This window comes from Salmonella sp. NW38, from assembly GCF_051807745.1.
GTDB lineage: Bacteria > Pseudomonadota > Gammaproteobacteria > Enterobacterales > Enterobacteriaceae > Salmonella > Salmonella enterica.
Map to the genome: position 1 here is coordinate 68,164 of NZ_JAMMTO010000001.1, position 24,483 is coordinate 92,646.

The following is a 24,483-nucleotide window of genomic DNA, read 5'->3' on the forward strand; positions in this document are numbered from 1 at the left end:
CTCTACTCCTGTTATTCGCTCTATCTGCTAACCAATAGTTAGCGGAAAATATCCACTATGTTGCAACTTTGTGCAACCGCGTTAAATGTGACCTGCGTTGCAAGCTTAAAAATGAATAAATTGTTAAAAAAAGAAAGAGGAAGTCTGACGGGGAAAACCATCTGGATTTATTTTCTCTGCGGTAGTTAACACTTTTAAAAGGTGCAACCGCAAAAAATGTGAGAGAGTGCAACCTGGAGAAAAATAGTATCCCTCTGCAATCAAATTTGATGTAAATGGTGTGTTAAATCGATTGTGAATAACCACCGCTTCCGGCAGGATACGGTCGCCCTGGTAAACATAACACCCTTGCCACGTTCCGGCAGGGTACAAAACGGCACGCTACGGTAGTGCCAATAAATAAATTTGGAGAACCTTGATGGCTATTAGCACACCGATGTTGGTGACATTCTGTGTCTATATTTTTGGCATGATATTGATTGGGTTTATCGCCTGGCGCTCAACCAAAAACTTTGATGACTATATTCTTGGCGGTCGCAGCCTGGGGCCGTTTGTTACGGCTTTATCAGCCGGCGCGTCGGATATGAGCGGCTGGCTGTTAATGGGGCTGCCTGGCGCTATCTTTCTGTCGGGGATCTCTGAAAGCTGGATCGCCATTGGCCTGACGTTAGGCGCATGGATTAACTGGAAGCTGGTGGCAGGGCGCCTGCGCGTGCATACCGAATTTAACAATAACGCGCTCACGTTGCCGGACTATTTTACCGGTCGGTTTGAGGATAAGAGCCGAGTCCTGCGTATTATTTCCGCGCTGGTCATTCTGCTGTTTTTCACTATCTATTGCGCGTCAGGTATTGTCGCTGGAGCACGACTGTTCGAAAGCACCTTCGGTATGAGCTATGAAACCGCACTGTGGGCGGGGGCCGCGGCAACCATTATTTATACCTTTATCGGCGGGTTTCTTGCCGTTAGCTGGACGGATACCGTTCAGGCCAGCCTGATGATTTTTGCGTTAATCCTGACGCCGGTGATGGTTATTGTCGGCGTAGGCGGTTTTAGCGAGTCGCTGGAGGTGATCAAGCAAAAGAGCATCGAGAATGTCGACATGCTCAAGGGGCTGAATTTTGTCGCCATTATTTCCCTGATGGGCTGGGGACTGGGTTACTTCGGTCAGCCGCATATCCTGGCGCGCTTTATGGCGGCGGACTCCCATCACAGCATTGTTCATGCGCGTCGTATCAGTATGACCTGGATGATTCTGTGTCTGGCGGGCGCGGTGGCGGTGGGCTTCTTTGGCATTGCGTACTTTAACAATAACCCCGCGCTGGCCGGGGCGGTGAACCAAAACTCAGAGCGCGTATTTATTGAACTGGCGCAGATCCTGTTTAACCCGTGGATTGCCGGTGTTCTGCTGTCTGCTATCCTGGCGGCGGTGATGTCGACGTTGAGCTGTCAGTTGCTGGTATGCTCCAGCGCGATTACGGAAGATTTATATAAGGCTTTTCTGCGTAAAAGCGCCAGCCAGCAAGAGCTGGTATGGGTAGGGCGAGTGATGGTGCTGGTGGTAGCGCTGATCGCCATTGCGCTGGCGGCGAATCCCGATAACCGTGTGCTGGGGCTGGTGAGCTACGCCTGGGCTGGATTCGGCGCGGCATTTGGACCTGTTGTCCTGTTTTCTGTGATGTGGTCGCGTATGACACGTAACGGCGCGCTGGCGGGAATGATTATTGGCGCGGTGACGGTTATCGTCTGGAAACAATATGGCTGGCTGGATCTGTATGAGATCATCCCTGGCTTCATTTTCGGCAGCCTGGGGATCGTAATCTTTAGCCTGCTTGGCAAAGCGCCGACAGCAGCGATGCAGGAACGCTTTGCAAAAGCGGACGCGCATTATCATTCCGCGCCGCCGTCGAAGCTACAGGCGGAATAACCGACATGTCCGATAGCATTATTGCCATCGGACATATTTTACCAAGCGGCGTTATACGCCCGCCTGGTCCTCTGATAAGTCCCGGACCGATTGACTGAAGATGTTCAGGTAAATGAGGACGCACTCTCAAACTATTTTTAGCCCTTGAGCGCCGTTAACGCGGGCGTAATACATCTCGAGTAATCACTAACTAGCCATATATGAAATCGCCTGTTAATGGTACCAATAGCCTTGACGCAATAGAGTAATGACAAAAATTAAAACAAGTCAGCGTTACTGGCGTAAGTATGCCGCACAAAATTTTGCATAAATAATGCCGTTTTAGCGATGGGAGAGAGGACACGTTAATTATTCCATTTTAACCTTATATATGTTCAATATTCAATGGGTTATGGATGTTTTCAGCATTAATACCCGCAGTAGCTAATGATTATCTTTTTTAGTCTCCTGCCGATGAAATAATCGTGTAATCTTTCTGTAAGAGACTGACAATGACGCAATAATTTTTGGTTAATGCTTGGTGAATATATTGTTGCATTATTGATGTTTTGTGTTGTACTTAGTAGTAATAGCGGTAGTTCCCCGGCAGTGATGGTCACTCACTATGGAGATCGCGAATGGTAATGTCCGCACCAGGACACATTGTTTACAGTAGTTACAACACCCTGTACGGACATTCTCTCTCCGGTGGTGGTCTTGTCATCTTAAAAGCTCTCATCATTTCTCTTACTGTCCATACCCATGACGTCATATGTGGTGCGCGTAGCCGTGTGTGGCGTCGTTTCAAAAAGCAAGCTAAGGCTTACAAGGAAGCCAACCCTCAGATGTGTGTGCGCATAATCGCGTTCAAGAGAACGCGGGTGATGTATACCTACAACTCAAGGTGCTATCCATGGGAAGACAAAAAGCAGTGATCAAAGCTCGTCGTGAAGCAAAGCGTGTGTTGAGACGAGATTCGCGTAGTCATAAGCAACGTGAAGAAGAATCGGTCACGTCACTGGTACAGATGGGCGGAGTAGAAGCCATTGGCATGGCGCGCGATAGTCGCGATACCTCTCCTGTTAAGGCGCGAAATGAAGCACAGGCGCATTATCTGAACGCTATCGACAGTAAACAGCTTATTTTTGCGACCGGCGAAGCCGGCTGCGGGAAAACATGGATCAGTGCGGCAAAGGCGGCAGAAGCATTGATTCATAAGGACGTCGAGAGGATCATTGTGACGCGTCCGGTATTGCAAGCTGATGAAGACCTTGGTTTTTTGCCCGGTGATATCGCTGAAAAATTCGCGCCTTATTTTCGTCCCGTCTACGATGTCCTGCTTAAACGGTTGGGCGCGTCCTTTATGCAATATTGTTTGCGCCCGGAAATCGGTAAGGTAGAAATTGCCCCGTTCGCCTATATGCGTGGGCGTACTTTTGAAAATGCGGTCGTGATCCTCGATGAGGCGCAAAATGTGACTGCGGCGCAAATGAAAATGTTTTTGACGCGATTAGGCGAAAATGTCACGGTCATTGTCAATGGCGATATTACGCAATGCGACCTGCCGCGCGGCGTGCGTTCCGGGTTGAGCGATGCGTTGGAACGCTTTGAAGAAGATGAAATGGTAGGGATTGTGCATTTCAACAAAGACGACTGCGTGCGCTCGGCGCTTTGTCAGCGAACGCTTCACGCATACAGCTAATATAGCATTGACTTTCAGAGCCCGGGAAACCGGGCTTTGTTATCTATAAAGCATCCAGCAGACTCATGGACAAAAAAGGAAAATGACGCCTGTACGTGAAGGGAATTATTTTGTCATGTCCAGGGCATTCATTGTCCGTAATTTGCTTTCTCGGGCCTGTTCCGGCGAGGACTGTACAAGAAGGGTATAGAGCAGGTCAAAGACGAAAAGCTGCGCGGCTTTCGTACCGATCGAGTCACCCTGCAACATTCCTTGCCGATTACCATTGATCAGGCAAAAATCGGCCTCTTCACATAATGGAGAACCCAGATTATGGGTAATGGCGACTGTGGTGGCGCCAGCCTGTCGGGCCAATCGGAGTGAATGCACTGTTTCTGGCGATGTGCCCGAGTGACTGACACCCATCGCGACATCGCCTGCTTTTAATAGCGTAGCCTGCATGTACATAAAATGGTTATTGCTTACCGCATCGCCCCGTAAACCAATACGCATTAGCTTGTGTTTCATATCCAGCGCCGTGATCCCCGATGAGCCCACACCAAAGATATAAACTGAGTGACAGTGACGTAGGGCGTCCACGACACCGAGAACCTGTTGCATATCAAGCAGATTTAGCGTTTCAGATAATACATTACTAATGGTGTTCTGCAATTTTAAACCAATGGCGTGGGCATCGTCGGATTCGCTAACTTCGGCATCCAGTAGAGGACTACTGTCATCAGACTCGGTAGTGGCAAGTTCAATGGCCAGGTCCATTTTAAAATCCTGAAAACCTTTATAGCCCAGGGTGCGACAAAAGCGAATAACCGTGGCTTCTCCGGCCTGTGTTTCGCGTGACAAATCGGCAATAGATGACTGTGTCACCTGTCTGGGGAAGGCTAAAATATATTGCGCAATACGCTGGGAGGCACGTGTCAGGCTTTTTTGCATAGCACCCAGAGTGTCAAGGATTTTTCCGGGTTTAAGACGTGGGGGTTGAGGCTCCATATAGTTCCTGCTCTTGAGGGCTGATTGCGGCACAAAGCCTGCAATATCGAACAGAGCAGAGCCTATCAAGTCTGCGGCATGAAAAAAAGCGCGATGTAAGTAAAGGAGGGGGAATATTTACATCGCGTTGCCAACTTATGACAGAACATCACTGGAGAGTAATCTGTTTGCTCTTACGGTGTTTATAGCGCGCCATTTGACGGATGGTTTATACCTGGCCCGGTATTGTCGCCCCGGGCGTTGGCGTCACCGTGTGCTGTGTCGGTATAGCGTGGTATCATGAAATCATAATGTCACCTTTGGTTCAGGTTTTTCATCCAGCGTCAATGGCGGTGCCGGGGCAAATAACGGGGCGAAAATAACGCCGCTGATCACCACGCTTAGCGAGCCAATGACCCCATAAAAGAAGAAGTTAAGGTCAGTGGCATAGCGTGCGCCCAGCACGGTAATGACGCTGATAATAATTCCTAAAACCGCACTCCCGGCATTTGCTCGTTTAAAGAAAATGCCCAGCATGAACAGACCGGTCATTGGCCCTCCCATCAGACCTATCAGACTATTAAATGCATCCCAGATTTCTGATTCATCGGCCATGACCAGCCATACCGAGGCTGCGCTACTTATCAGGCCCGCGACCAGAATAACTAACTTAGCTATTTTCATACGGTTTTCTGGCGTTCTTTTTTTATGACTCAAACGCTGATAGATATCGGAATTAAAACAACTGGAAATGCTGTTTAAGCTGCTGGAGATGCTGGACTGCGCGGCAGCGAAAATAGCGGCGATTATCAACCCTGCAATGCCGACTGGCATTTCGGTGACCACGAATAAGGGTAAAATGCCGCCAGTGTTGAATCCCGCCGGTAATAATTGTGGATGTTGCTGATAGTAGACAAACAATGCCGAGCCGATAGCAAAAAAGAAAACAGGGATCACAGCAACCAGTTTGGCATTTGTAAGTAATGTTTTCTTCGTTTCCTCTATGGAGTCAGTCACGATATAGCGTTGGACCACATCCTGACTGGCAGTAAATTGCTGAATATTGGCAAACAGAAAACCAATCATCAATACAGGTACTGTGCTTTCCGTCCAGCTCCAGTGGAACTGCGTAGCCGGAAAGAATTTATCCGCCTGCTGCGTCACCGTAAAAATTTCACCAATGCCGCCCTGGACTTTGAGACATATCACTATAAAAATCAGTATCGCGCTGCCAGAAAGTAAGAGGCCTTGAATAACATCAGTCCATATTACTCCTTCAATTCCACCCATCCAGGTATAAATGATACACATCACGCTAATCAACAGTACCAAAATCACCGGGTCTATAGCGATGAAGGGGCGCAAGGCCAGCACGGTGAGGAAAGTGATAATGGCGATACGTCCGATATGAAACAACATAAATGACATGCTGGCGAATAGACGGCAGCGCACATCGAACCGTGCTTCGAGATATTCATAGGCTGATGTGACTTTCAATTTCCGAAAAAACGGAATATAGAAATAAAAAACCAGCGGTAAAATTGCGATAGCCAGATACTGACCAATGATAAACGTCCAGTCGGAAGTAAACGCTTTGGCAGGAATTGACATAAATGTAATTGAGCTTAACGTAGTAGCAAATACACTGACCCCAGCCGCCCAACCAGGAACCCGGCCACCACCGCGAAAATAATCGTCTGCTGTTTTTTGCCGTCTGGAAAAATAGACACCGACTAACATCATGGCCAGGAGGTAGCCAAATAATACAAGATAATTAACGATGCCGAAAGAATGTGTAATCATAGTTCTTTCCTGCTTATGGTTTTGATTAGAGTTGCGGTCATCGTCTGTGTATTTTTATCTTCCCATCATTCAGACGATACGATATTCAGATCAAGTAATAGTTTTTGTTAATCTCAATGACGGTAATCATGAGATGTAAAAGGCAGAACATTTATGCTCCACCAATGGTGATGCCCAGACGTATGTCCTGCCGGATACCTGAAATAGCAGCTATCCGATATTGCGTTCAAACAGGTTTCAGGCCTGGGTATCGTATTTGCCGATAGCATTATTAACGTCGGATCATTCTCTGAGACATAAATATCAATAGTAAGCGTGTTCATTTTCTTTTCCTGTTCAGCGTCTTACTGCATGACTGAACCACTGACAGATATGCTCGATACGGGTGATAGCGGAACCAACGGTAACTGCCCAGGCACCATGCTCAATAGCATTGGCCGCCAGTGCAGGCGTGTTATAGCGCCCCTCGGCAATAACACGACAACCTGCATGGCTCAGTTGCGTCACCATTGCCAAATCTGGCTCAACCGGCGTGATGGGGCCGGTATAGCCAGACAGTGTTGTACCAATGAATTCGATTCCTTTCTGATGGCAACTTATGCCTTCATTCACGGTTGAACAGTCTGCCATCGCCAGTAATCCATGCAGGCGAATACGTGTCAGTAAACTATCAATATCAACCGGGCGAGAGCGGAATGAGGCATCAAAAGCGATAATATCGGCACCTGCCTGCGCCAGGGCGTCAACATCCTGTAAATAGGGAGTGATACGGACTGGCGACCCTGTAAGGTCACGTTTAATTATCCCAATAATTGGAACAGAAAGATGGGGACGAACAGTCCGCAGATTCTCAATGCCTTCAATGCGCACAGCGACCGCACCCGCCGAAGCCGCTGCCTGTGCCATTGCAGCCACAATTTCAGGTTTATCCATAGGGCTGCCTGGTACCGGTTGGCATGAGACAATCAGCCCACCGTTTTCGTGTACACTTTGTTCCAGCCTGGCTAATAGTGACATCCAGTTCCGCCTTATATATTTTGAAGTTTTGCTCCGTTTTATGTTATGTTGTGGAGTGTTGCTGCATCAAGCAAAAAGATAGAAAAATGTGAACACAGTCATAAGGTATGTTTGTTATTCAATTACTGCGCCAGCGGATTTGAGGCTATAACCTGAAGCTACAAGACAAATACAATTCATTCTGACGGCAGCATGCTGTATTTTATTAACTGCTTCCGGCATAAAGATAAAATGCTCAGAAGGAGCTTATACGCCACGGGATAGCCAGTATGAAATGCATCACATAATTCTTGTTGTATTTATTCAGAATGCTATCACTAATGAGTTTGGCCATAACAGGTCACCCATAATCACTTCTAACATCACCATGGGGTGCTTTTACCTCGCACATGATAACCCCATGTAATTATTTTTAGCGCTTGGTCACATTTTGTCATTATCATTGTTGAAATTATGCGCCATAAGATCACTAATGATGAAGCTTTACTCCAATTGTATTTCTTCGCATGGGGATGCAGATGAAAAACTTTAAGAAAATGATGACGCTAATGGCGCTATGTTTATCAGTCGCTATCACCACATCAGGATATGCAACGACGCTTCCTGATATACCAGAACCACTGAAAAATGGTACTGGCGCTATTGATAATAATGGCGTGATTTATGTCGGCTTAGGTACCGCAGGGACATCCTGGTATAAAATTGATCTTAAAAAGCAACATAAAGACTGGGAGCGTATAAAGTCGTTTCCTGGTGGAGCTCGTGAGCAATCCGTGTCGGTATTTTTAAATGATGAGCTTTATGTTTTTGGTGGCGTAGGGAAAAAAAACAGTGAATCACCGTTGCAGGTTTATAGCGATGTGTACAAATACTCACCGGTGAAAAATACATGGCAAAAAGTTGACACTATATCTCCAGTTGGATTAACAGGGCATACGGGAGTAAAATTAAACGAAACGATGGTACTTATTACCGGAGGGGTTAATGAGCATATCTTTGATAAGTATTTTATTGATATAGCGGCTGCGGCTGCGGATGAAAGTGAAAAAAATAAAGTCATCTATAATTATTTTAATAAACCTGCCAAAGATTATTTTTTTAATAAAATCGTATTTATCTACAATGCTAAAGAGAACACATGGAAGAATGCCGGTGAGCTGCCAGGCGCGGGGACGGCAGGATCGTCATCGGTAATGGAAAATAATTTCCTGATGCTGATTAATGGTGAGCTCAAACCGGGTTTACGTACCGATGTGATTTACCGCGCCATGTGGGATAACGACAAGCTAACATGGTTGAAGAACAGCCAGTTACCGCCATCGCCTGGAGAACAACAGCAAGAAGGGTTGGCCGGAGCATTTTCGGGCTATAGTCACGGTGTCCTGCTTGTCGGTGGTGGCGCGAATTTTCCGGGAGCAAAACAAAATTATACCAATGGAAAGTTTTATTCCCACGAAGGAATAAATAAAAAATGGCGAGATGAAGTCTATGGTTTGGTTAATGGCCATTGGCAATATATGGGTAAAATGAAACAACCTCTCGGCTATGGTGTATCAGTAAGTTATGGTGATGAAGTTTTCCTTATCGGTGGTGAAAATGCTAAAGGGAAACCTGTTTCGTCTGTAACCTCCTTTACCATGCGTGATGGTAATTTATTAATAAAATAATTTTTAAATACAAAAATAAAGTTAATTGATAAGCGGAGTATTTTATGAAAATCAACAGATATCTTCTGGGTATGGTTTCGTTTATAGCATTTTCATCATATCTACAAGCGGCAACCCTTGATTATCGGCATGAATATGCTGATAGAACCAGAATTAATAAAGACCGTATTGCTATAATTGAAAAACTTCCTAACGGCATTGGTTTTTATGTCGATGCCAGCGTTAAATCGGGAGGAGTAGATGGTGAGCAGGATAAGCATTTAAGCGATCTCGTCGCAAACGCTATAGAACTGGGCGTAAGTTATAATTATAAAGTTACGGACCATTTTGTTTTGCAGCCGGGATTTATATTTGAAAGCGGTCCAGACACTTCAATTTATAAGCCTTATTTAAGGGTGCAATATAATTTTGATTCTGGTATTTATATGGCTGGTCGTTACCGCTATGACTATGCAAGAAAGACAGCTAACTACAATGATGATGAGAAAACGAATAGATTTGATACTTATATAGGTTATGTTTTTGATGAGTTGAAATTAGAATATAACTTTACCTGGATGGATAGCGATCAAATTAAATTTGATAACAAAAAAACAAACTATGAGCATAATGTGGCTTTAGCCTGGAAACTGAATAAGTCATTTACACCATACGTTGAGGTTGGAAATGTAGCGGTGAGAAATAATACCGATGAGAGACAGACCCGTTATCGCGTTGGATTACAATACCACTTTTGAGAAAGGTTAAAGAGTTACTGTACTAATCTTTGCTTAGTATTCATATCGATAATCTTATAGCCCGTAGCTACGTTACAGAACGTTAGACTTTGTCTTGAGTATTCACGTCCTTAACGTAGCTACGAATAAGGATGATAAACAATGAATATACGCTTTACATAGCTACGATCTCAGGCGGTTGTCGGAAAGTGCCGGTTGATAGTGTCTTATTCGGCAATTGATATGACTTAAAAATTAATTCCGTAAGCATTTCAGACGGTAACAGCAAATAAGGGTTTTATTGTGATAGCAAAATTCTTCCCGTGGTATAGCGAGATAACTCGTCCACAAAAAAATGCTTTATTTTCAGCATGGCTGGGTTACGTTTTTGATGGCTTCGACTTTATGCTGATTTTCTACATTATGTATCTGATCAAGGCTGACTTAGGATTGACAGATATGGAGGGCGCATTCCTTGCCACAGCGGCCTTTATTGGGCGACCATTTGGCGGGGCGCTATTTGGTCTGCTGGCAGATAAATTTGGCCGTAAGCCGTTAATGATGTGGTCGATAGTTGCCTATTCTGTAGGTACAGGGTTAAGTGGCCTGGCTTCCGGTGTAATTATGCTGACGCTTAGTCGTTTCATTGTCGGTATGGGGATGGCGGGGGAGTATGCTTGCGCTTCTACTTATGCCGTGGAAAGTTGGCCAAAGCATTTAAAATCTAAAGCGAGCGCATTTCTGGTTTCAGGTTTCGGTATTGGTAACATCATAGCAGCCTACTTTATGCCTTCATTTGCCGAAGCGTATGGTTGGCGTGCTGCTTTTTTTGTCGGTTTGCTACCCGTTCTTTTAGTAATCTACATCCGGGCCAGGGCTCCTGAATCTAAAGAGTGGGAAGAAGCCAAACTCAGTGGTCTCGGAAAGCACTCACAAAGTGCCTGGTCAGTTTTCTCTTTGTCAATGAAAGGGCTATTTAATCGAGCTCAATTTCCACTGACATTATGTGTATTTATTGTTCTGTTCTCTATTTTCGGCGCAAACTGGCCAATCTTTGGTCTACTGCCTACATATTTAGCGGGCGAGGGCTTTGATACGGGCGTGGTCTCTAATTTAATGACGGCGGCAGCATTCGGCACTGTATTGGGAAATATCGTTTGGGGTCTGTGCGCAGATAGAATTGGTTTGAAGAAAACGTTCAGCATTGGTCTTCTCATGTCCTTTTTATTCATTTTCCCGTTATTCAGAATTCCGCAAGATAATTATTTACTGCTGGGCGCATGTTTATTCGGTTTAATGGCGACTAACGTAGGTGTTGGCGGGCTGGTTCCCAAATTCCTCTACGACTACTTTCCTCTTGAGGTTCGTGGTTTGGGTACTGGGCTGATTTATAATCTTGCTGCGACATCAGGCACATTCAATTCAATGGCGGCGACCTGGCTTGGAATAACAATGGGGCTAGGCGCTGCGCTAACGTTCATTGTTGCTTTCTGGACCGCAACAATTCTACTCATTATTGGCTTATCCATTCCGGATAGGCTAAAAGCACGTCGTGAAAGGTTTCAGTCAACAAAAGAATTTTAATAGAGGATAAATGATGACGAAATACGGTGTTGTAGGTACGGGTTATTTTGGCGCTGAACTGGCGCGATTTATGTCTAAGGTTGAAGGAGCGAAAATCACTGCGATTTACGATCCGGTAAATGCGGATCCGATAGCGAAAGAGCTGAACTGTGTCGCCACTGCAACGATGGAGGCGCTTTGTACCCATCCTGATGTGGATTGCGTAATTATTGCTTCACCAAATTACTTACATAAAGCGCCGGTCATTGCGGCGGCTAAAGCGGGTAAACACGTGTTTTGTGAAAAACCTATCGCCTTAAATTACCAGGATTGTAAGGATATGGTTGATGCCTGCAAAGAAGCTGGTGTTACCTTTATGGCGGGTCACGTTATGAACTTTTTTCATGGGGTTCGCCACGCTAAAGCGCTCATCAAAGCCGGTGAAATCGGTGAAGTTACACAAGTTCACACTAAACGTAATGGTTTTGAAGACGTGCAGGATGAGATCTCATGGAAGAAGATTCGCGCAAAGTCAGGCGGGCATCTGTACCATCACATTCACGAGCTAGATTGTACACTGTTCATCATGGATGAAACCCCATCCCTGGTTTCAATGGCGGCGGGGAATGTTGCGCACAAAGGTGAAAAATTTGGTGATGAAGATGATGTTGTCCTAATCACTCTTGAGTTCGAAAGCGGTCGTTTCGCGACACTTCAGTGGGGATCATCGTTCCACTACCCTGAGCACTATGTATTAATTGAGGGCACGACAGGTGCAATTCTCATTGATATGCAAAATACGGCTGGTTATCTAATAAAAGCGGGCAAAAAAACACACTTTCTTGTGCATGAAAGCCAGGCGGAGGATGACGATCGTCGCAACGGTAACATATCCAGCGAGATGGATGGCGCAATCGCTTATGGTAAACCCGGTAAACGTACGCCGATGTGGCTCTCATCAATTATGAAACTGGAGATGCAGTACTTACATGATGTGATAAACGGTCTGGAGCCAGGCGAGGAGTTTGCTAAATTGCTAACAGGAGAAGCGGCGACAAATGCCATTGCTACCGCTGATGCTGCGACGCTTTCCTCAAACGAGGGGCGCAAAGTAAAACTCACTGAAATTCTTGGCTAAAATTGAAAGCCGGATGGTGGTGTTATTACCCGGTGGCGCTGCGCTTATGTAGACCGGATAAGGCACCTGTGAACTATGCGCCATCCGGCAATGGACGGGGGCTTAATGCGAAAAAAGCCCGTACTTTCGTACGAGCTCTTTCTTGAATATGGCGGTGAGGGGGGGATTGACTCGCTGCGCTCGCCCTTCGGGCAGTCTCCTCGCAAGCTCGTCGTCTGTCCAACTGGCTGCGCCAGTTGTCGAACCCCGGTCGGTGGTTCTCATCCCCCCTTGGTTTGGGGGATACATATAAGCAAAAAGCCCGTACTTCTGTACAGGCTCTCAACTTGAATATGGCGGTGAGGGGGGGATTCGAACCCCCGATACGTTGCCGTATACACACTTTCCAGGCGTGCTCCTTCAGCCACTCGGACACCTCACCAAATTGTCGCTCCAGCATTACTGGAACGGGCGCTAATGTAGGGAAATATCTTTTCTACGTCAATCAACTTTTTTAAAAAAAAGCGCGTTTATACAAACTTCCACCAATCTGTGGCTTTAATAAGCGAAAACTGCTTTTTTTGCCCGCGCCGGGAAATTTGCTATGCTGCACATCCCGTTGAAAACGCTGATAACAGGCGCAATCACATTCCGCACAATACTGCTCAGGAGATAACATGGAGATAATTTTTTATCACCCGACATTTAACGCCGCCTGGTGGGTAAATGCGCTGGAGAAGGCTCTCCCACATGCGCGCGTTCGTGAATGGAAGGTCGGTGATAACAACCCCGCAGACTATGCGCTTGTATGGCAGCCCCCGGTTGAAATGCTGGCCGGAAGACGCTTAAAAGCCGTCTTTGCGCTGGGCGCGGGGGTGGATGCAATTCTGAGTAAATTAAATGCGCATCCGGAAATGCTGGACGCCTCCATTCCTCTATTTCGTCTGGAAGATACCGGAATGGGCCTGCAAATGCAGGAGTATGCCGTCAGCCAGGTATTACACTGGTTCCGTCGTTTCGATGATTATCAGGCGCTGAAGAATCAGGCGCTATGGAAACCGTTGCCGGAATATACCCGCGAAGAATTTAGCGTCGGTATCATGGGCGCAGGGGTGCTGGGCGCAAAAGTGGCAGAAAGTCTACAGGCGTGGGGGTTCCCGTTACGTTGCTGGAGTCGTAGCCGCAAATCTTGGCCTGGCGTGGAAAGTTATGTGGGGCGTGAAGAGCTGCGCGCTTTCCTGAACCAGACGCGGGTGCTGATTAATCTGCTGCCGAATACGGCCCAAACGGTAGGAATTATTAACAGCGAATTGTTGGATCAATTGCCGGATGGCGCCTACGTGCTGAATCTCGCGCGCGGCGTTCATGTTCAGGAGGCTGATCTGCTGGCTGCGCTTGATAGCGGTAAGCTAAAAGGCGCGATGTTGGATGTCTTTAGCCAGGAACCGTTACCGCAGGAAAGCCCATTATGGCGCCATCCGCGAGTCGCCATGACGCCGCACATTGCGGCAGTCACCCGTCCGGCGGAAGCCATCGATTATATTAGCCGCACAATTACCCAGCTGGAGAAGGGAGAGCCGGTGACGGGGCAGGTGGATCGGGCGAGAGGATATTGACATCAACCCGGCGCGGGCCGGGTTTCGCTAAAAAACGCTGGCGATACCTGCTATCCTTGTCGGAAATGACTACAGGAGAGAGCAATGTATCCCGTTGACCTGCATATGCATACCGTCGCCAGCACTCATGCCTACAGTACTCTGAGCGATTATATCGCGGAAGCCAAACGCAAAGGCATTAAACTTTTTGCGATTACCGACCATGGTCCGGACATGGAAGATGCGCCGCATCACTGGCATTTTATTAACATGCGCATCTGGCCGCGTCTGGTTGACGGCGTGGGGATACTGCGTGGCATTGAGGCGAATATCAAGAACATTAACGGTGAAATTGATTGCTCCGGAAAGATGTTCGACTCGCTGGATCTGATTATCGCAGGCTTTCATGAGCCCGTTTTTGCGCCGCATGATAAAGAAACCAATACCCAGGCGATGATCGCGACCATCGCCAGCGGCAAGGTGCATATAATTAGTCACCCCGGAAATCCAAAGTATCCAGTGGAGGTTAACGCCATCGCGCAGGCGGCGGCGAAACACCATGTAGCGCTGGAAATCAACAACTCTTCTTTTTTGCATTCGCGTAAAGGAAGCGAAGATAATTGCCGCGCGGTCGCTGCCGCCGTACGCGATGCGGGAGGCTGGGTAGCGTTAGGCTCTGATTCCCATACGGCCTTTACGCTTGGCGATTTCACCGAATGCCGGAAAATTCTGGATGCGGTGAATTTTCCGGAAGATCGAATCCTGAACGTCTCGCCGCAGCGCTTACTGGCCTTCCTCGAATCACGCGGTATGGCGCCTGTACCGGAATTTGCCGAACTTTAATCGTTATTTACGGGAAGATATCAATGAATGAGTTTTCAATCCTGTGCCGTGTGCTGGGATCGTTGTATTACCGCCAACCGCAAGATCCTTTACTGGTTCCGCTGTTTACGTTAATCCGTGAAGGTAAACTGGCGGCAAACTGGCCGCTGGAGCAGGATGATATGCTGGCGCGTTTACAGAAAAGCTGCGATATCACGCAGATTTCCACTGATTACAATGCGTTATTTGTTGGGGAAGAGTGCGCGGTAGCGCCATACCGCAGTGCGTGGGTCGAAGGCGCGGAAGAGTCTGAGGTGCGCGCTTTTTTAACGTCGCGAGGGATGCCGCTGGCCGATACGCCTGCCGATCACATTGGCACTTTATTGCTCGCGGCCTCCTGGCTGGAAGATCAGTCTGCCGAAGATGAAAGTGAAGCGCTGGAAACCTTATTTGCCGATTATCTGCTTCCCTGGTGCAATACCTTCCTCGGTAAAGTTGAAGCCCATGCCGTTACGCCATTCTGGCGCACTCTGGCGCCGCTAACGCGTGATGCGATAGGGGCCATGTGGGATGAACTTCAGGAAGAAGATGAAGAATAATGTGATGTAAATCACCATTAACTGCAACGGGTTTTACATCATTGCATAAAATGTGTGCGTGATCTCATTAATGTGCCGCTTTTCTGTTATGATGCGCGCCATGAACATACTTCTTTCTATTGCTATCACTACGGGCATCCTTTCTGGAATATGGGGATGGGTGGCCGTCTCCCTGGGGTTACTAAGCTGGGCCGGTTTTTTAGGCTGTACGGCTTATTTCGCCTGTCCGCAGGGCGGCTTTAAGGGATTGTTAATTTCCGCCTGTACGCTGTTAAGCGGTATGGTGTGGGCGCTGGTCATTATTCACGGTAGCGCGTTGGCGCCGCATCTGGAAATTGTCAGTTACGTGTTGACGGGGATCGTGGCATTCCTGATGTGTATCCAGGCAAAGCAGCTATTGCTTTCTTTTGTCCCGGGAACATTTATCGGCGCCTGTGCGACATTTGCAGGGCAGGGTGACTGGCGGTTGGTATTACCGTCGCTGGCGCTGGGGCTAATCTTTGGCTATGCCATGAAAAATAGTGGGCTATGGCTGGCATCACGCCGCGAGCAACATTCAGCGAATACGGCGGTCACAAAATAAAAAAGCGTGGGGTTCTTCCCCACGCTTTGTCGTATTCATCAGGATTCTGGCGGTACTGACAGCTCACGGTATTTCACCAGAATATCATTTTGCCTGTCCGCTTTATTCTGCAAATCCCACAGGCCGCGATCGATACCATCATTAATGAGGAAGATAACGCCGGTTTCAATGGCTGACATCAGACACAGCATCACCGGTTCGTTCGAGGTATAGCCGATTTCGCCTTCCAGTAAACGCTGGTAATCAATAAAACGGAACACGCCTGCCTGTACTTCATAGGAAAGGATCGTTTTACTGGTGTTCACCGAAGAAAGGATCTCGCCCGTACTGACGTTAACCACGCGCAGGTTGACAGCAATCTGATCCAGCTGATACTGCGTATCGGCGCCAATACCGAAATATCTTGCGCCGACCCCGCCGGATTTGACGTTACTTTCATAACCAATAATAGAACCTTCCACCATAATATTTGCCGCCGTCAGCGACTGAAGCGGGATACGGTTATTCATCGCCACGGTGCCGTTTTCCTGGGCTGCGCGAATAATTTTCCGTTCATTCAAAAGATTCTGTAAGCCTTGTCGTTCCAGTGGGATAAACCAGCGCGAATCTTTCAGCGCGGTGACCAACATAGCGGTGGCGCTCTGCGGCACAGCTGTGGAAAAGTTACTTGCCGGGTAAGGTTTAAATTGGCCCGTTTCATCCTGAATGTTATATACCGAAACAAAGATCTTACCGGTGGGAGCAGGTAAGTGCGTCAAATCTTTGTAACTTTGTGCGCGGGGCATTAATGTCGGTTTCGCAGCTTGTTTCGGCGGGGCAGTTAAGCATCCGCTCAACAATAAAACGGCAACCAAAATAAGTAAGCGCGGCATGATTTATATCCTTTAGTGACTGTAGCTTAAAAATCGGTTGACTGAGTTTGTAAACCTGACACTTCGATGGTCGAGGTTCTTCCCGTTTTTCTGTCCGTGACGTTGAGCTGGAGCTGTCCGTCGCGATTAGCGATATCGATAATAAAATCGTTGGTCACCATACGTCCTGGTTTCCCGGTATTAATATTGGTCAACAAGCCGCCCAGAATTTGCGATTGAATAGCCTGCGTAAAGTTATCCAACGCTGAGGGGGTTTCGATACCAAAATCGTTATCATAAGCGGGGTCTTTATATGAATTTTGCGCCTGGGCGCTATTCAATAAAAAGGAACCGTTATTGGGGTTTCCACCAAAGTTAGGATTACGGAACTGGAACGTCATGTTTCCAGCCCAGGTTAATGGCGAAAAAAGCATGAGCAGCACTACTGCATGTTTAACACGCATGACAGCCTCCGGATAAAAATCATGTTTTAGAATTCATCACGCGCTAAATCACTCGTACTTAATAGCGTTTGATCTATTTGTCGGCGATTTAATGCTTCCTCTGTTTGCGCTAATGCGAAGACGACGGTTTTCTCGAAGTCTCTTTTCATTGGAAATAAAAAAGTCTGGAAAATAACGTCCTGATTTACCGTTATGGTGATCCAGCTTCCCCAACGCGCACTGGGTCTTTCATTAATGGTCAGATTGCCGGTGTATTCGCTTTCCCATTTGTCGCTGAATGCACGATAGAATTCATGTCCTATCGAAGAGACGGTATGGTCGGTTAACAATCCGGGAACCTCGACTTCAACTTCATTGGCATGCAGGTTTCCGGTAGCGAACAGTAACTCTGCTGCTACAATCCAGGTCAGATAGCGTTTCATGGCCTTACCGCCTGAGATTATCGTTTGCCCATGAAACTGCCTGGGTGCGATTTTTGACAGCTATCTTTTTGAAAAGATTATAAAGATGTGTCTTAACCGTATTCTCGCTGATAAATAGCGACCTGGCGATTTCATTATTAGAGGCACCAATACGTAACTTATTGAGGATCTCTTTTTCGCGATGAGTGAGTAATGCGGACTCGGTGCTGTTGTAGCGGTAATTTCCTGAGTGTGTAATCAGGTAACTGGCTAATTTTTGTGAAAAATAGCATTCGCCCCGCAGAATACCCTGTAATCCGCTGACCACGTGTTCCTGGTCTTCAGTGGCGTAAAACACGCCGTTAATATGAGGCCAGTTTTCAATTTCACGGTAGGGATAATCGTCAGGGGTATTTAACAATAATGTTTTTATATTATTGTTTTTGCGGCTTAAATTATCCTGCCAATAGTGGATAAGCTTCTTATCCGCTTCCATCATATCCATTAAAACAATGCAACCGGCTGAGATATCTTCCAGAGAACGTTGAATATTATGCAGTTTTCCGGTTATGGCCAGCGATTGCTTTAAATGTTGCAATAATGCCGTAGCTTGCAGTGATGGCTTTGTGATCAACAATAGTGTGTGACCATGACTACTATGGACTTCATTAAACATGATGAAACTCCACTTTTTTTAATCGCACATCTGACAGCTGCCCCCATAAAATAAAGGCACCAGAAGTACTGACAGATGTTGCACTGCTGTGGGTTGAAATAGCCCATTATCCAGAAAGAGAAAAATATTTACGAAAATACTTTTAACTGTTTTCAATCTAGCCATTACAAATCTTAAAGCAAGTGTTAAACTTGTAACAAGATGTAAAAATATATATTAAAATGTTGTTTTTGGGTTTTTTTGAAGTTTAGATTTGATAGTAAAGTTGTACATTTCGCTGTTATTGCATAGATTTAAAAAATCATACAAATTATAATAATTCATTGATTTTTAATCATTTTAATTATTGTATGTCATGTTTTGATTTTATTTTTTCTTAAAATTTGAGACGTGGCATTAACCTGGACAGCACAAAGACAAAAAAAACGAAGTGTGTCACGTCTTGTGCGTATTGCCCCCCATGGGAAGCATAAGAACATCCCCATGGCGGCATAACACACACCAACACTTCATTTTTTAGGTGCGCGATACACTATCTTCTGTGGCCAAAAATCAATTATAAAAAATCACGTGGCTATCGTTTTATTAGCACTTTGGTATGAGCTTAAATAACAAAATACCACGCGTGGGTGAGTTATTAAAAATGTTTCCACGGACATACTCTTCATCGTAACGACGCGTTAACAAAAAACGCATGTCGCTAACAAAACAATAGATAGTTTTCGCTATGTACGACCAGGTCCAGGGTGACAGCATGAAAAACAAATTGTTATTTATGATGTTGACAATACTGGGTGCGCCTGGGATTGCAACCGCGACAAATTATGATCTGGCTCGTTCAGAATATAATTTTGCGGTAAATGAATTAAGCAAGTCTTCATTTAATCAGGCGGCCATTATTGGTCAAGTCGGCACGGATAATAGTGCCAGAGTACGCCAGGAAGGATCAAAACTATTGTCCGTTATTTCACAAGAAGGAGGAAATAATCGGGCGAAAGTCGACCAGGCAGGGAATTATAACTTTGCATATATTGAGCAAACGGGCAATGCCAACGATGCCAGTATATCGCAAAGCGCTTACGGTAATAGTGCGGCTATTATCCAGAAAGGCTCTGGAAATAAGGCCAATATTACCCAGTACGGTACGCAGAAAACAGCAGTTGTAGTGCAGAAACAGTCGCAGATGGCTATTCGCGTCACCCAACGCTAATACCGTTACGACTTTTAAATCAATCCGATGGGGGTTTTACCATGAAACTTTTAAAAGTGGCAGCATTCGCAGCAATCGTAGTTTCTGGCAGTGCTCTGGCAGGCGTCGTTCCACAATGGGGCGGCGGCGGTAATCATAACGGCGGCGGCAATAGTTCCGGCCCGGACTCAACGTTGAGCATTTATCAGTACGGTTCCGCTAACGCTGCGCTTGCTCTGCAAAGCGATGCCCGTAAATCTGAAACGACCATTACCCAGAGCGGTTATGGTAACGGCGCCGATGTAGGCCAGGGTGCGGATAATAGTACTATTGAACTGACTCAGAATGGTTTCAGAAACAATGCCACCATCGACCAGTGGAACGCTAAAAACTCCGATATTACTGTCGGCCAATACGGCGGTAATAACGCCGCGCTGGTTAATCAGACCGCATCTGATTCCAGCGTAATGGTGCGTCAGGTTGGTTTTGGCAACAACGCCACGGCTAACCAGTATTAATTTAGCGTCTGCGCTAATAAAAAAACAGGGCGTAAGCCCTGTTTTTTTTCGGGAGGAAATTATGCATACTTTATTGCTCCTTGCCGCACTTTCAAATCAGATTACGTTTACCACAACTCAGCAAGGCGATATTTACACGGTGATCCCTCAAGTCACATTAAACGAACCCTGCGTCTGTCAGGTGCAAATTCTCTCTGTGCGCGACGGCGTAGGGGGACAAAGCCATACACAGCAAAAACAAACGCTATCTTTACCTGCTAATCAACCGATTGAGTTGTCTCGTCTTAGTGTAAATATATCTTCAGAGGACTCGGTTAAAATTATTGTTACTGTTTCGGACGGACAATCACTGCATTTATCACAACAATGGCCGCCTTCTGCACAGTAGTTTTTGATGGTGGCGGAAATGGATTGGCTGACTTGGGTATAAAGAGGCGATAAAAGCGTCTCATCGTCTCGGCATGTCGCTAAAAGGTAACGCCGAACCCTCGAGGATGACTAATCATTGAGGAGTTAACATGTCCGTAATCAAGAAAAATATCCCTGCCATAGGTCTGTGTATCTGCGCTTTTTTTATCCATTCTGCGGTAGGGCAACAAACGGTACAGGGCGGCGTTATCCATTTTCGCGGCGCGATTGTTGAGCCACTGTGCGATATTTCTACTCACGCCGAAAATATTGATTTAACCTGCCTACGCGAAGGTAAAAAGCAAATGCACCGGATTGACCTTCGGCAGGCATCTGGATTACCGCAGGATATTCAGTCCATTGCGACGGTGCGGCTGCATTATCTCGATGCGCAAAAAAGCCTGGCGGTGATGAATATTGAGTACCGTTAACGGCGGTGTCATAGATATAAAAAGAGCGACTCTGTTAAAAGCCCTGCTGTACACTTTGCAGATAAGGTGAGACAAAGGGGGGGGGTTATGACATCACGTCTTCGGGTCATACAGGGTGATATCACTCAACTTAGCGTCGATGCGATTGTGAATGCCGCTAACGCATCATTAATGGGCGGCGGCGGCGTAGACGGCGCGATTCATCGCGCGGCGGGGCCGGCATTGCTGGACGCCTGTAAACTCATCCGCCAGCAACAGGGCGAATGTCAGACGGGACATGCGGTTATCACGCCTGCTGGCAAGCTTTCGGCAAAGGCGGTTATTCATACAGTGGGGCCCGTCTGGCGAGGCGGCGAACACCAGGAAGCTGAGCTACTCGAAGAGGCATACCGGAATTGTTTACTGCTTGCCGAGGCGAATCACTTTCGTTCCATCGCTTTTCCGGCAATCAGTACCGGCGTTTATGGCTATCCACGCGCCCAGGCCGCTGAAGTCGCCGTCAGGACGGTTTCAGATTTTATTACCCGTTACGCTCTGCCTGAACAGGTATACTTTGTCTGTTATGATGAAGAAACTGCCCGGCTTTACGCAAGATTACTTACTCAGCAAGGCGACGACCCTGCCTGATAAAACACGCCTGGAGCGTGCCGTTGAACCGCTATGCGCGCGCCATCCCGGAGAGTGCGGCATTCTGGCGCTGGATAACAGTCTGGACGCTTTTGCCGCCCGCTACCGCCTGACCGAAATGGCGGCGCGGACGCTGGATGTGCAGTATTATATTTGGGAAGACGATATGTCCGGGCGGCTGCTCTTTTCGGTACTGCTGTCGGCGGCGAAGCGCGGCGTTCATGTTCGTCTGCTGCTGGATGATAACAATACGCCTGGTCTGGATGATACGTTGCGCTTGCTGGATAGCCATCCTAATATCGAAGTTCGTCTGTTTAATCCTTTCTCTTTTCGTACGCTACGCGCGCTGGGATATTTGACGGATTTTGCGCGGCTGAATCGGCGGATGCACAATAAAAGTTACACTGCCGACGGCGTAGTGACGCTGGTCGGTGGGCGCAACATCGGCGATGCCTATTTCGGCGCTGGCGAGGAACCGTTATTTTCCGATCTGGACGTGATGGCCATTGGCCCGGTGGTCAATGATGTCGCCAATGATTTTGAACGTTACTGGCGCTGTAGTTCAGTGTCGACATTGCAGCAAGTATTATCTCTTTCTGAGCAGGAACTGACGCAGCGTATCGAACTTCCCGAATCCTGGTATAACGATGAGATCACCCGCCGTTATCTGCATAAGCTGGAAACCAGCCAGTTTATGGCGGATCTCGATCGCGGAACATTGCCGCTGATTTGGGCAAAAACACGCTTGCTTAGCGATGACCCTTCTAAAGGCGAGGGGAAGGCGCAGCGCCATTCGCTTCTTCCGCAGCGATTATTTGACGTGATGGGCTCGCCGACTGAGCGTATCGACATTATTTCCGCTTACTTTGTCCCTACGCGCGCAGGCGTGGCGCAGTTGCTTAATTTGGTCAGGAAAGGCGTGAAGATCGCCATCTTAACTAACTCTCTGGCGGCCAACGATGTGGCGGTCGTTCACGCAGGGTACGCGCGCTGGCGAAAGAAATTACTGCGCTATGGCGTGGAGCTCTACGAACTGAAACCGACCCGCGAACATGAAACCGCCGTACATGATCGCGGACTCACCGGGAACTCAGGTTCCAGCTTACATGCTAAAACGTTCAGTATTGATGGTAGTAAGGTGTTTATCGGATCGCTTAATTTTGATCCCCGTTCAACGCTTTTAAATACCGAAATGGGCTTTGTCATTGAAAGTGAGACGCTGGCGACGCTTATTCATAAGCGTTTTACGCAGAGCCAACGCGATGCGGCCTGGCAGCTGCGGCTGGATCGCTGGGGACGAATTAACTGGATCGATCGTCAGCAAGAAGAGGAAAAGGTGTTAAAGAAAGAACCCGCTACGCGTTTCTGGCAGCGAGTTCTGGTACGGTTGGCGGCAATTTTACCTGTGGAATGGTTGCTGTGAACCCGCGCGCGGAAAACTACCCGATCGCGGCGCGGCTTTCTTGTTTTACCGGCGGTTTACCTGAAAAGAGAAATTTCAGAAGCGGGATGCGTAAATGAATTTCATACAGAATTAACGCAATACCCATAACAAATATCAGCCCGCACAAGAACCCGATCAGGTTGGAGGAGATATGCGGCGTAATATACGCGCCAAAGAAAAGCGTTAAGGGATGATGCACCAGATAGATAAACAGCGAAGCATTCACGAAATAGGTGACACGCGCGGACTGGAAGTTTAACAAGCGATGCCCCAGTGAAAATACTACGTTCACCATCCACAGCCCCATGACCATCGTAATCACGGATTCGGTTTCGTACATCCAGGCGTCGCCGCTCCCATAACGTTGATTCAGCAGATACGCGATAAAAGCAACGGCAGCGCCTAAAGTGCATCCGCGTGAGGGCGTGGTGAAGCGCGCTTTCAGATCGGGGTGAATGAAGGCCAACGCGCCGAGAATAAAAAATGGCACATAAAATAGCGTTTGCATCACAATAAAATTGAACATGCCGTCACTGAGGATTGCTGGATATACGATGAAAATAATGCGCCTGATAGCGGCGTAAGCGATCCCCAGCAGGAAAAAAATAAGCGAAAGTTTGGCCAGTGAAATAGCGGCGGGACGAGGCTTGCTTGTTTCCTGCCTTTTTTGGAACCAGGTAAAAATCCCGATGCTGACTGTGGTTAATATCACCAGCACCAGTAAAAACCACAGATGTGAAATGAGTTCCCACGCTAACGTATTATATTTTTCATAGGCAGAGAGTGTAGGCCAGTTCTCTGTTTTCTCTTTGACATATTGCAACAGGATAAATTGCGGCAAGGTAAGCAAAGGGATTGCGGTAAGCATGGGAATACCCACACGTTCTACCCGTACTTTCCACCAGCGTTTTAACGGATAACGTAAAAACAACATGTACGAAAAATAACCAGAAATAACAAAAAACACCTGCATACGAAAAGCGTGGATAAAATCGTTAAACAGGGTTAGCCACCATGATGGCGTGGTGCTATTGACATGCCAACTGTGAGTGGAATAGATCAACGAGATATGAAAGGGAATCCCTAACAACATCAGCCATGCGCGGATAGAGTCAAGAAAATATTCGCGCGGCGCGGGTACAGAGCTCATATAAGGTCACGTATTCTCAGATTTTTCACCTTATCCATAAGGCGAATTATAGTTACATTCGGTAGCAACCCTACACCAACTCCGACAACCTGTCTCCAGGATAAGCACGCAAAGTGAAAACAGGCGCGGGAGGTGCTTAATCCATGAGCCAGCGCGCTGAACAAAGCCTGGATTCAGTTGTCGTAATGCCTGATTATCCATTAAAATGGATCGGATCGATATAAGCACACAAAGGGGGAAGTGCTTACTTATTATGAAACATAAACGA

General features: G+C 47.0%; 24 protein-coding genes, 1 tRNA gene and 1 other RNA gene. 16 read left to right on the forward strand and 10 right to left on the reverse strand.

Annotated elements, in window-relative coordinates; translation table 11 throughout:
- The first annotated feature begins 418 nt into the window (after positions 1-418).
- Positions 419-1,927 carry a sodium/proline symporter PutP gene (gene putP, locus NA624_RS00345; protein ID WP_001018467.1) on the forward strand — a complete coding sequence of 503 codons (1,509 nt, stop codon included), beginning with the start codon at positions 419-421 and terminating at the stop codon, positions 1,925-1,927.
- Positions 1,928-2,819: 892 nt separating this feature from the next.
- Entirely contained in the window at positions 2,820-3,608 is a 789-nt protein-coding gene (gene phoH / locus NA624_RS00350) for a phosphate starvation-inducible protein PhoH (RefSeq protein ID WP_000533527.1), read from the forward strand.
- A 105-nt stretch (positions 3,609-3,713) separates the two neighbouring features.
- On the opposite strand, the gene NA624_RS00355 is transcribed toward phoH, so the two are convergent.
- The 3 genes from NA624_RS00355 to NA624_RS00365 form a co-directional block, all read right to left on the reverse strand.
- Complete coding sequence (locus NA624_RS00355) at positions 3,714-4,595, reverse strand: MurR/RpiR family transcriptional regulator (RefSeq protein ID WP_000433674.1); 882 nt, start codon at positions 4,593-4,595, stop codon at positions 3,714-3,716.
- A 285-nt stretch (positions 4,596-4,880) separates the two neighbouring features.
- Positions 4,881-6,377, reverse strand: coding sequence for a sodium:solute symporter (locus NA624_RS00360; RefSeq protein ID WP_000628085.1), 1,497 nt, complete (start codon positions 6,375-6,377; stop codon positions 4,881-4,883).
- 336 nt (positions 6,378-6,713) lie between these two features.
- The gene (locus NA624_RS00365) at positions 6,714-7,394 is read right to left on the reverse strand and encodes an N-acetylmannosamine-6-phosphate 2-epimerase (RefSeq protein WP_000054244.1); all 681 of its coding nucleotides are present in this window, start codon (positions 7,392-7,394) and stop codon (positions 6,714-6,716) included.
- Positions 7,395-7,900: 506 nt separating this feature from the next.
- Here NA624_RS00365 and NA624_RS00370 point away from each other — a divergent pair.
- The 4 genes from NA624_RS00370 to NA624_RS00385 all read left to right on the forward strand — a co-directional run bounded on the left by NA624_RS00370 (position 7,901) and on the right by NA624_RS00385 (position 12,478).
- On the forward strand, positions 7,901-9,061 hold the full coding sequence (locus tag NA624_RS00370; RefSeq protein ID WP_000525757.1) for an N-acetylneuraminate epimerase: 1,161 nt from the start codon (positions 7,901-7,903) through the stop codon (positions 9,059-9,061).
- 44 nt (positions 9,062-9,105) lie between these two features.
- A complete protein-coding gene (locus tag NA624_RS00375) occupies positions 9,106-9,798 on the forward strand; it encodes an oligogalacturonate-specific porin KdgM family protein (RefSeq protein ID WP_000700859.1) in 693 nt (230 codons plus the stop codon).
- Positions 9,799-10,080: 282 nt separating this feature from the next.
- The gene (locus tag NA624_RS00380; protein ID WP_000560753.1) at positions 10,081-11,361 is read left to right on the forward strand and encodes an MFS transporter; all 1,281 of its coding nucleotides are present in this window, start codon (positions 10,081-10,083) and stop codon (positions 11,359-11,361) included.
- A 10-nt stretch (positions 11,362-11,371) separates the two neighbouring features.
- Positions 11,372-12,478, forward strand: a complete 1,107-nt coding sequence (locus NA624_RS00385; RefSeq protein ID WP_000988594.1) for a Gfo/Idh/MocA family protein — start codon at positions 11,372-11,374, stop codon at positions 12,476-12,478.
- 149 nt (positions 12,479-12,627) lie between these two features.
- On the opposite strand, the gene NA624_RS00390 is transcribed toward NA624_RS00385, so the two are convergent.
- A non-coding RNA gene (locus NA624_RS00390) (RtT sRNA) lies at positions 12,628-12,763 on the reverse strand.
- Positions 12,764-12,811: 48 nt separating this feature from the next.
- Positions 12,812-12,899, reverse strand: a tRNA-Ser gene (locus tag NA624_RS00395).
- A gap of 235 nt (positions 12,900-13,134) precedes the next feature.
- Here NA624_RS00395 and ghrA point away from each other — a divergent pair.
- The 4 genes from ghrA to NA624_RS00415 all read left to right on the forward strand — a co-directional run bounded on the left by ghrA (position 13,135) and on the right by NA624_RS00415 (position 16,056).
- On the forward strand, positions 13,135-14,073 hold the full coding sequence (ghrA, locus tag NA624_RS00400) for a glyoxylate/hydroxypyruvate reductase GhrA (RefSeq protein WP_000402552.1): 939 nt from the start codon (positions 13,135-13,137) through the stop codon (positions 14,071-14,073).
- A gap of 84 nt (positions 14,074-14,157) precedes the next feature.
- Entirely contained in the window at positions 14,158-14,895 is a 738-nt protein-coding gene (locus tag NA624_RS00405; RefSeq protein WP_000283646.1) for a phosphatase, read from the forward strand.
- Positions 14,896-14,918: 23 nt separating this feature from the next.
- Positions 14,919-15,473: a TorD/DmsD family molecular chaperone gene (locus NA624_RS00410; protein WP_001001890.1), complete on the forward strand. Its 555-nt coding sequence runs from the start codon at positions 14,919-14,921 to the stop codon at positions 15,471-15,473.
- A gap of 100 nt (positions 15,474-15,573) precedes the next feature.
- Entirely contained in the window at positions 15,574-16,056 is a 483-nt protein-coding gene (locus NA624_RS00415) for a DUF1097 domain-containing protein (protein ID WP_001546652.1), read from the forward strand.
- Positions 16,057-16,094: 38 nt separating this feature from the next.
- On the opposite strand, the gene csgG is transcribed toward NA624_RS00415, so the two are convergent.
- Genes csgG through csgD form a run of 4 tightly spaced genes read right to left on the reverse strand, consistent with a single transcriptional unit; the run spans position 16,095 to position 18,448 of the window.
- Complete coding sequence (gene csgG / locus NA624_RS00420) at positions 16,095-16,928, reverse strand: curli production assembly/transport protein CsgG (RefSeq protein ID WP_001137620.1); 834 nt, start codon at positions 16,926-16,928, stop codon at positions 16,095-16,097.
- Between the two features lie 26 nt (positions 16,929-16,954).
- Positions 16,955-17,371 carry a curli production assembly/transport protein CsgF gene (csgF, locus tag NA624_RS00425; protein ID WP_001264073.1) on the reverse strand — a complete coding sequence of 139 codons (417 nt, stop codon included), beginning with the start codon at positions 17,369-17,371 and terminating at the stop codon, positions 16,955-16,957.
- 26 nt (positions 17,372-17,397) lie between these two features.
- On the reverse strand, positions 17,398-17,793 hold the full coding sequence (csgE, locus tag NA624_RS00430; RefSeq protein WP_000833307.1) for a curli production assembly/transport protein CsgE: 396 nt from the start codon (positions 17,791-17,793) through the stop codon (positions 17,398-17,400).
- Between the two features lie 4 nt (positions 17,794-17,797).
- Positions 17,798-18,448, reverse strand: coding sequence for a biofilm master transcriptional regulator CsgD (gene csgD / locus NA624_RS00435; RefSeq protein WP_000481517.1), 651 nt, complete (start codon positions 18,446-18,448; stop codon positions 17,798-17,800).
- A 754-nt stretch (positions 18,449-19,202) separates the two neighbouring features.
- Here csgD and csgB point away from each other — a divergent pair.
- The 6 genes from csgB (at position 19,203) to NA624_RS00465 (ending at position 23,044) form a co-directional block, all read left to right on the forward strand.
- Positions 19,203-19,658 (forward strand): curli minor subunit CsgB, encoded by a 456-nt coding sequence (csgB, locus tag NA624_RS00440; RefSeq protein ID WP_000791656.1) that lies wholly within the window; start codon positions 19,203-19,205, stop codon positions 19,656-19,658.
- A gap of 41 nt (positions 19,659-19,699) precedes the next feature.
- Positions 19,700-20,155 carry a curli major subunit CsgA gene (gene csgA, locus NA624_RS00445; RefSeq protein ID WP_000771416.1) on the forward strand — a complete coding sequence of 152 codons (456 nt, stop codon included), beginning with the start codon at positions 19,700-19,702 and terminating at the stop codon, positions 20,153-20,155.
- Positions 20,156-20,216: 61 nt separating this feature from the next.
- Complete coding sequence (gene csgC / locus NA624_RS00450) at positions 20,217-20,543, forward strand: curli assembly chaperone CsgC (protein ID WP_000557256.1); 327 nt, start codon at positions 20,217-20,219, stop codon at positions 20,541-20,543.
- Between the two features lie 130 nt (positions 20,544-20,673).
- Positions 20,674-20,994: a type 1 fimbrial protein gene (locus tag NA624_RS00455; protein ID WP_000111254.1), complete on the forward strand. Its 321-nt coding sequence runs from the start codon at positions 20,674-20,676 to the stop codon at positions 20,992-20,994.
- Between the two features lie 87 nt (positions 20,995-21,081).
- Positions 21,082-21,621: an O-acetyl-ADP-ribose deacetylase gene (gene ymdB, locus NA624_RS00460; RefSeq protein WP_000203948.1), complete on the forward strand. Its 540-nt coding sequence runs from the start codon at positions 21,082-21,084 to the stop codon at positions 21,619-21,621.
- Complete coding sequence (locus NA624_RS00465; protein ID WP_000976323.1) at positions 21,557-23,044, forward strand: phospholipase D family protein; 1,488 nt, start codon at positions 21,557-21,559, stop codon at positions 23,042-23,044. Before ymdB ends, NA624_RS00465 begins: the two co-directional genes overlap by 65 nt.
- Positions 23,045-23,060: 16 nt before the next feature.
- On the opposite strand, the gene mdoC is transcribed toward NA624_RS00465, so the two are convergent.
- On the reverse strand, positions 23,061-24,215 hold the full coding sequence (mdoC, locus tag NA624_RS00470; protein WP_000100072.1) for a glucans biosynthesis protein MdoC: 1,155 nt from the start codon (positions 24,213-24,215) through the stop codon (positions 23,061-23,063).
- Positions 24,216-24,483: the final 268 nt, after the last annotated feature.

What these genes read in the sequence shown, in the direction of transcription:
- putP (WP_001018467.1), top strand. Translation starts at nt 419, where the DNA reads ATGGCTATTAGCACACCGATGTTGGTGACATTCTGTGTCTATATTTTT.
- phoH (WP_000533527.1), top strand. Translation starts at nt 2,820, where the DNA reads ATGGGAAGACAAAAAGCAGTGATCAAAGCTCGTCGTGAAGCAAAGCGT.
- NA624_RS00355 (WP_000433674.1), bottom strand. Translation starts at nt 4,595, where the DNA reads ATGGAGCCTCAACCCCCACGTCTTAAACCCGGAAAAATCCTTGACACT.
- NA624_RS00360 (WP_000628085.1), bottom strand. Translation starts at nt 6,377, where the DNA reads ATGATTACACATTCTTTCGGCATCGTTAATTATCTTGTATTATTTGGC.
- NA624_RS00365 (WP_000054244.1), bottom strand. Translation starts at nt 7,394, where the DNA reads ATGTCACTATTAGCCAGGCTGGAACAAAGTGTACACGAAAACGGTGGG.
- NA624_RS00370 (WP_000525757.1), top strand. Translation starts at nt 7,901, where the DNA reads ATGGGGATGCAGATGAAAAACTTTAAGAAAATGATGACGCTAATGGCG.
- NA624_RS00375 (WP_000700859.1), top strand. Translation starts at nt 9,106, where the DNA reads ATGAAAATCAACAGATATCTTCTGGGTATGGTTTCGTTTATAGCATTT.
- NA624_RS00385 (WP_000988594.1), top strand. Translation starts at nt 11,372, where the DNA reads ATGATGACGAAATACGGTGTTGTAGGTACGGGTTATTTTGGCGCTGAA.
- ghrA (WP_000402552.1), top strand. Translation starts at nt 13,135, where the DNA reads ATGGAGATAATTTTTTATCACCCGACATTTAACGCCGCCTGGTGGGTA.
- NA624_RS00405 (WP_000283646.1), top strand. Translation starts at nt 14,158, where the DNA reads ATGTATCCCGTTGACCTGCATATGCATACCGTCGCCAGCACTCATGCC.
- NA624_RS00410 (WP_001001890.1), top strand. Translation starts at nt 14,919, where the DNA reads ATGAATGAGTTTTCAATCCTGTGCCGTGTGCTGGGATCGTTGTATTAC.
- NA624_RS00415 (WP_001546652.1), top strand. Translation starts at nt 15,574, where the DNA reads ATGAACATACTTCTTTCTATTGCTATCACTACGGGCATCCTTTCTGGA.
- csgG (WP_001137620.1), bottom strand. Translation starts at nt 16,928, where the DNA reads ATGCCGCGCTTACTTATTTTGGTTGCCGTTTTATTGTTGAGCGGATGC.
- csgF (WP_001264073.1), bottom strand. Translation starts at nt 17,371, where the DNA reads ATGCGTGTTAAACATGCAGTAGTGCTGCTCATGCTTTTTTCGCCATTA.
- csgE (WP_000833307.1), bottom strand. Translation starts at nt 17,793, where the DNA reads ATGAAACGCTATCTGACCTGGATTGTAGCAGCAGAGTTACTGTTCGCT.
- csgD (WP_000481517.1), bottom strand. Translation starts at nt 18,448, where the DNA reads ATGTTTAATGAAGTCCATAGTAGTCATGGTCACACACTATTGTTGATC.
- csgB (WP_000791656.1), top strand. Translation starts at nt 19,203, where the DNA reads ATGAAAAACAAATTGTTATTTATGATGTTGACAATACTGGGTGCGCCT.
- csgA (WP_000771416.1), top strand. Translation starts at nt 19,700, where the DNA reads ATGAAACTTTTAAAAGTGGCAGCATTCGCAGCAATCGTAGTTTCTGGC.
- csgC (WP_000557256.1), top strand. Translation starts at nt 20,217, where the DNA reads ATGCATACTTTATTGCTCCTTGCCGCACTTTCAAATCAGATTACGTTT.
- NA624_RS00455 (WP_000111254.1), top strand. Translation starts at nt 20,674, where the DNA reads ATGTCCGTAATCAAGAAAAATATCCCTGCCATAGGTCTGTGTATCTGC.
- ymdB (WP_000203948.1), top strand. Translation starts at nt 21,082, where the DNA reads ATGACATCACGTCTTCGGGTCATACAGGGTGATATCACTCAACTTAGC.
- NA624_RS00465 (WP_000976323.1), top strand. Translation starts at nt 21,557, where the DNA reads ATGATGAAGAAACTGCCCGGCTTTACGCAAGATTACTTACTCAGCAAG.
- mdoC (WP_000100072.1), bottom strand. Translation starts at nt 24,215, where the DNA reads ATGAGCTCTGTACCCGCGCCGCGCGAATATTTTCTTGACTCTATCCGC.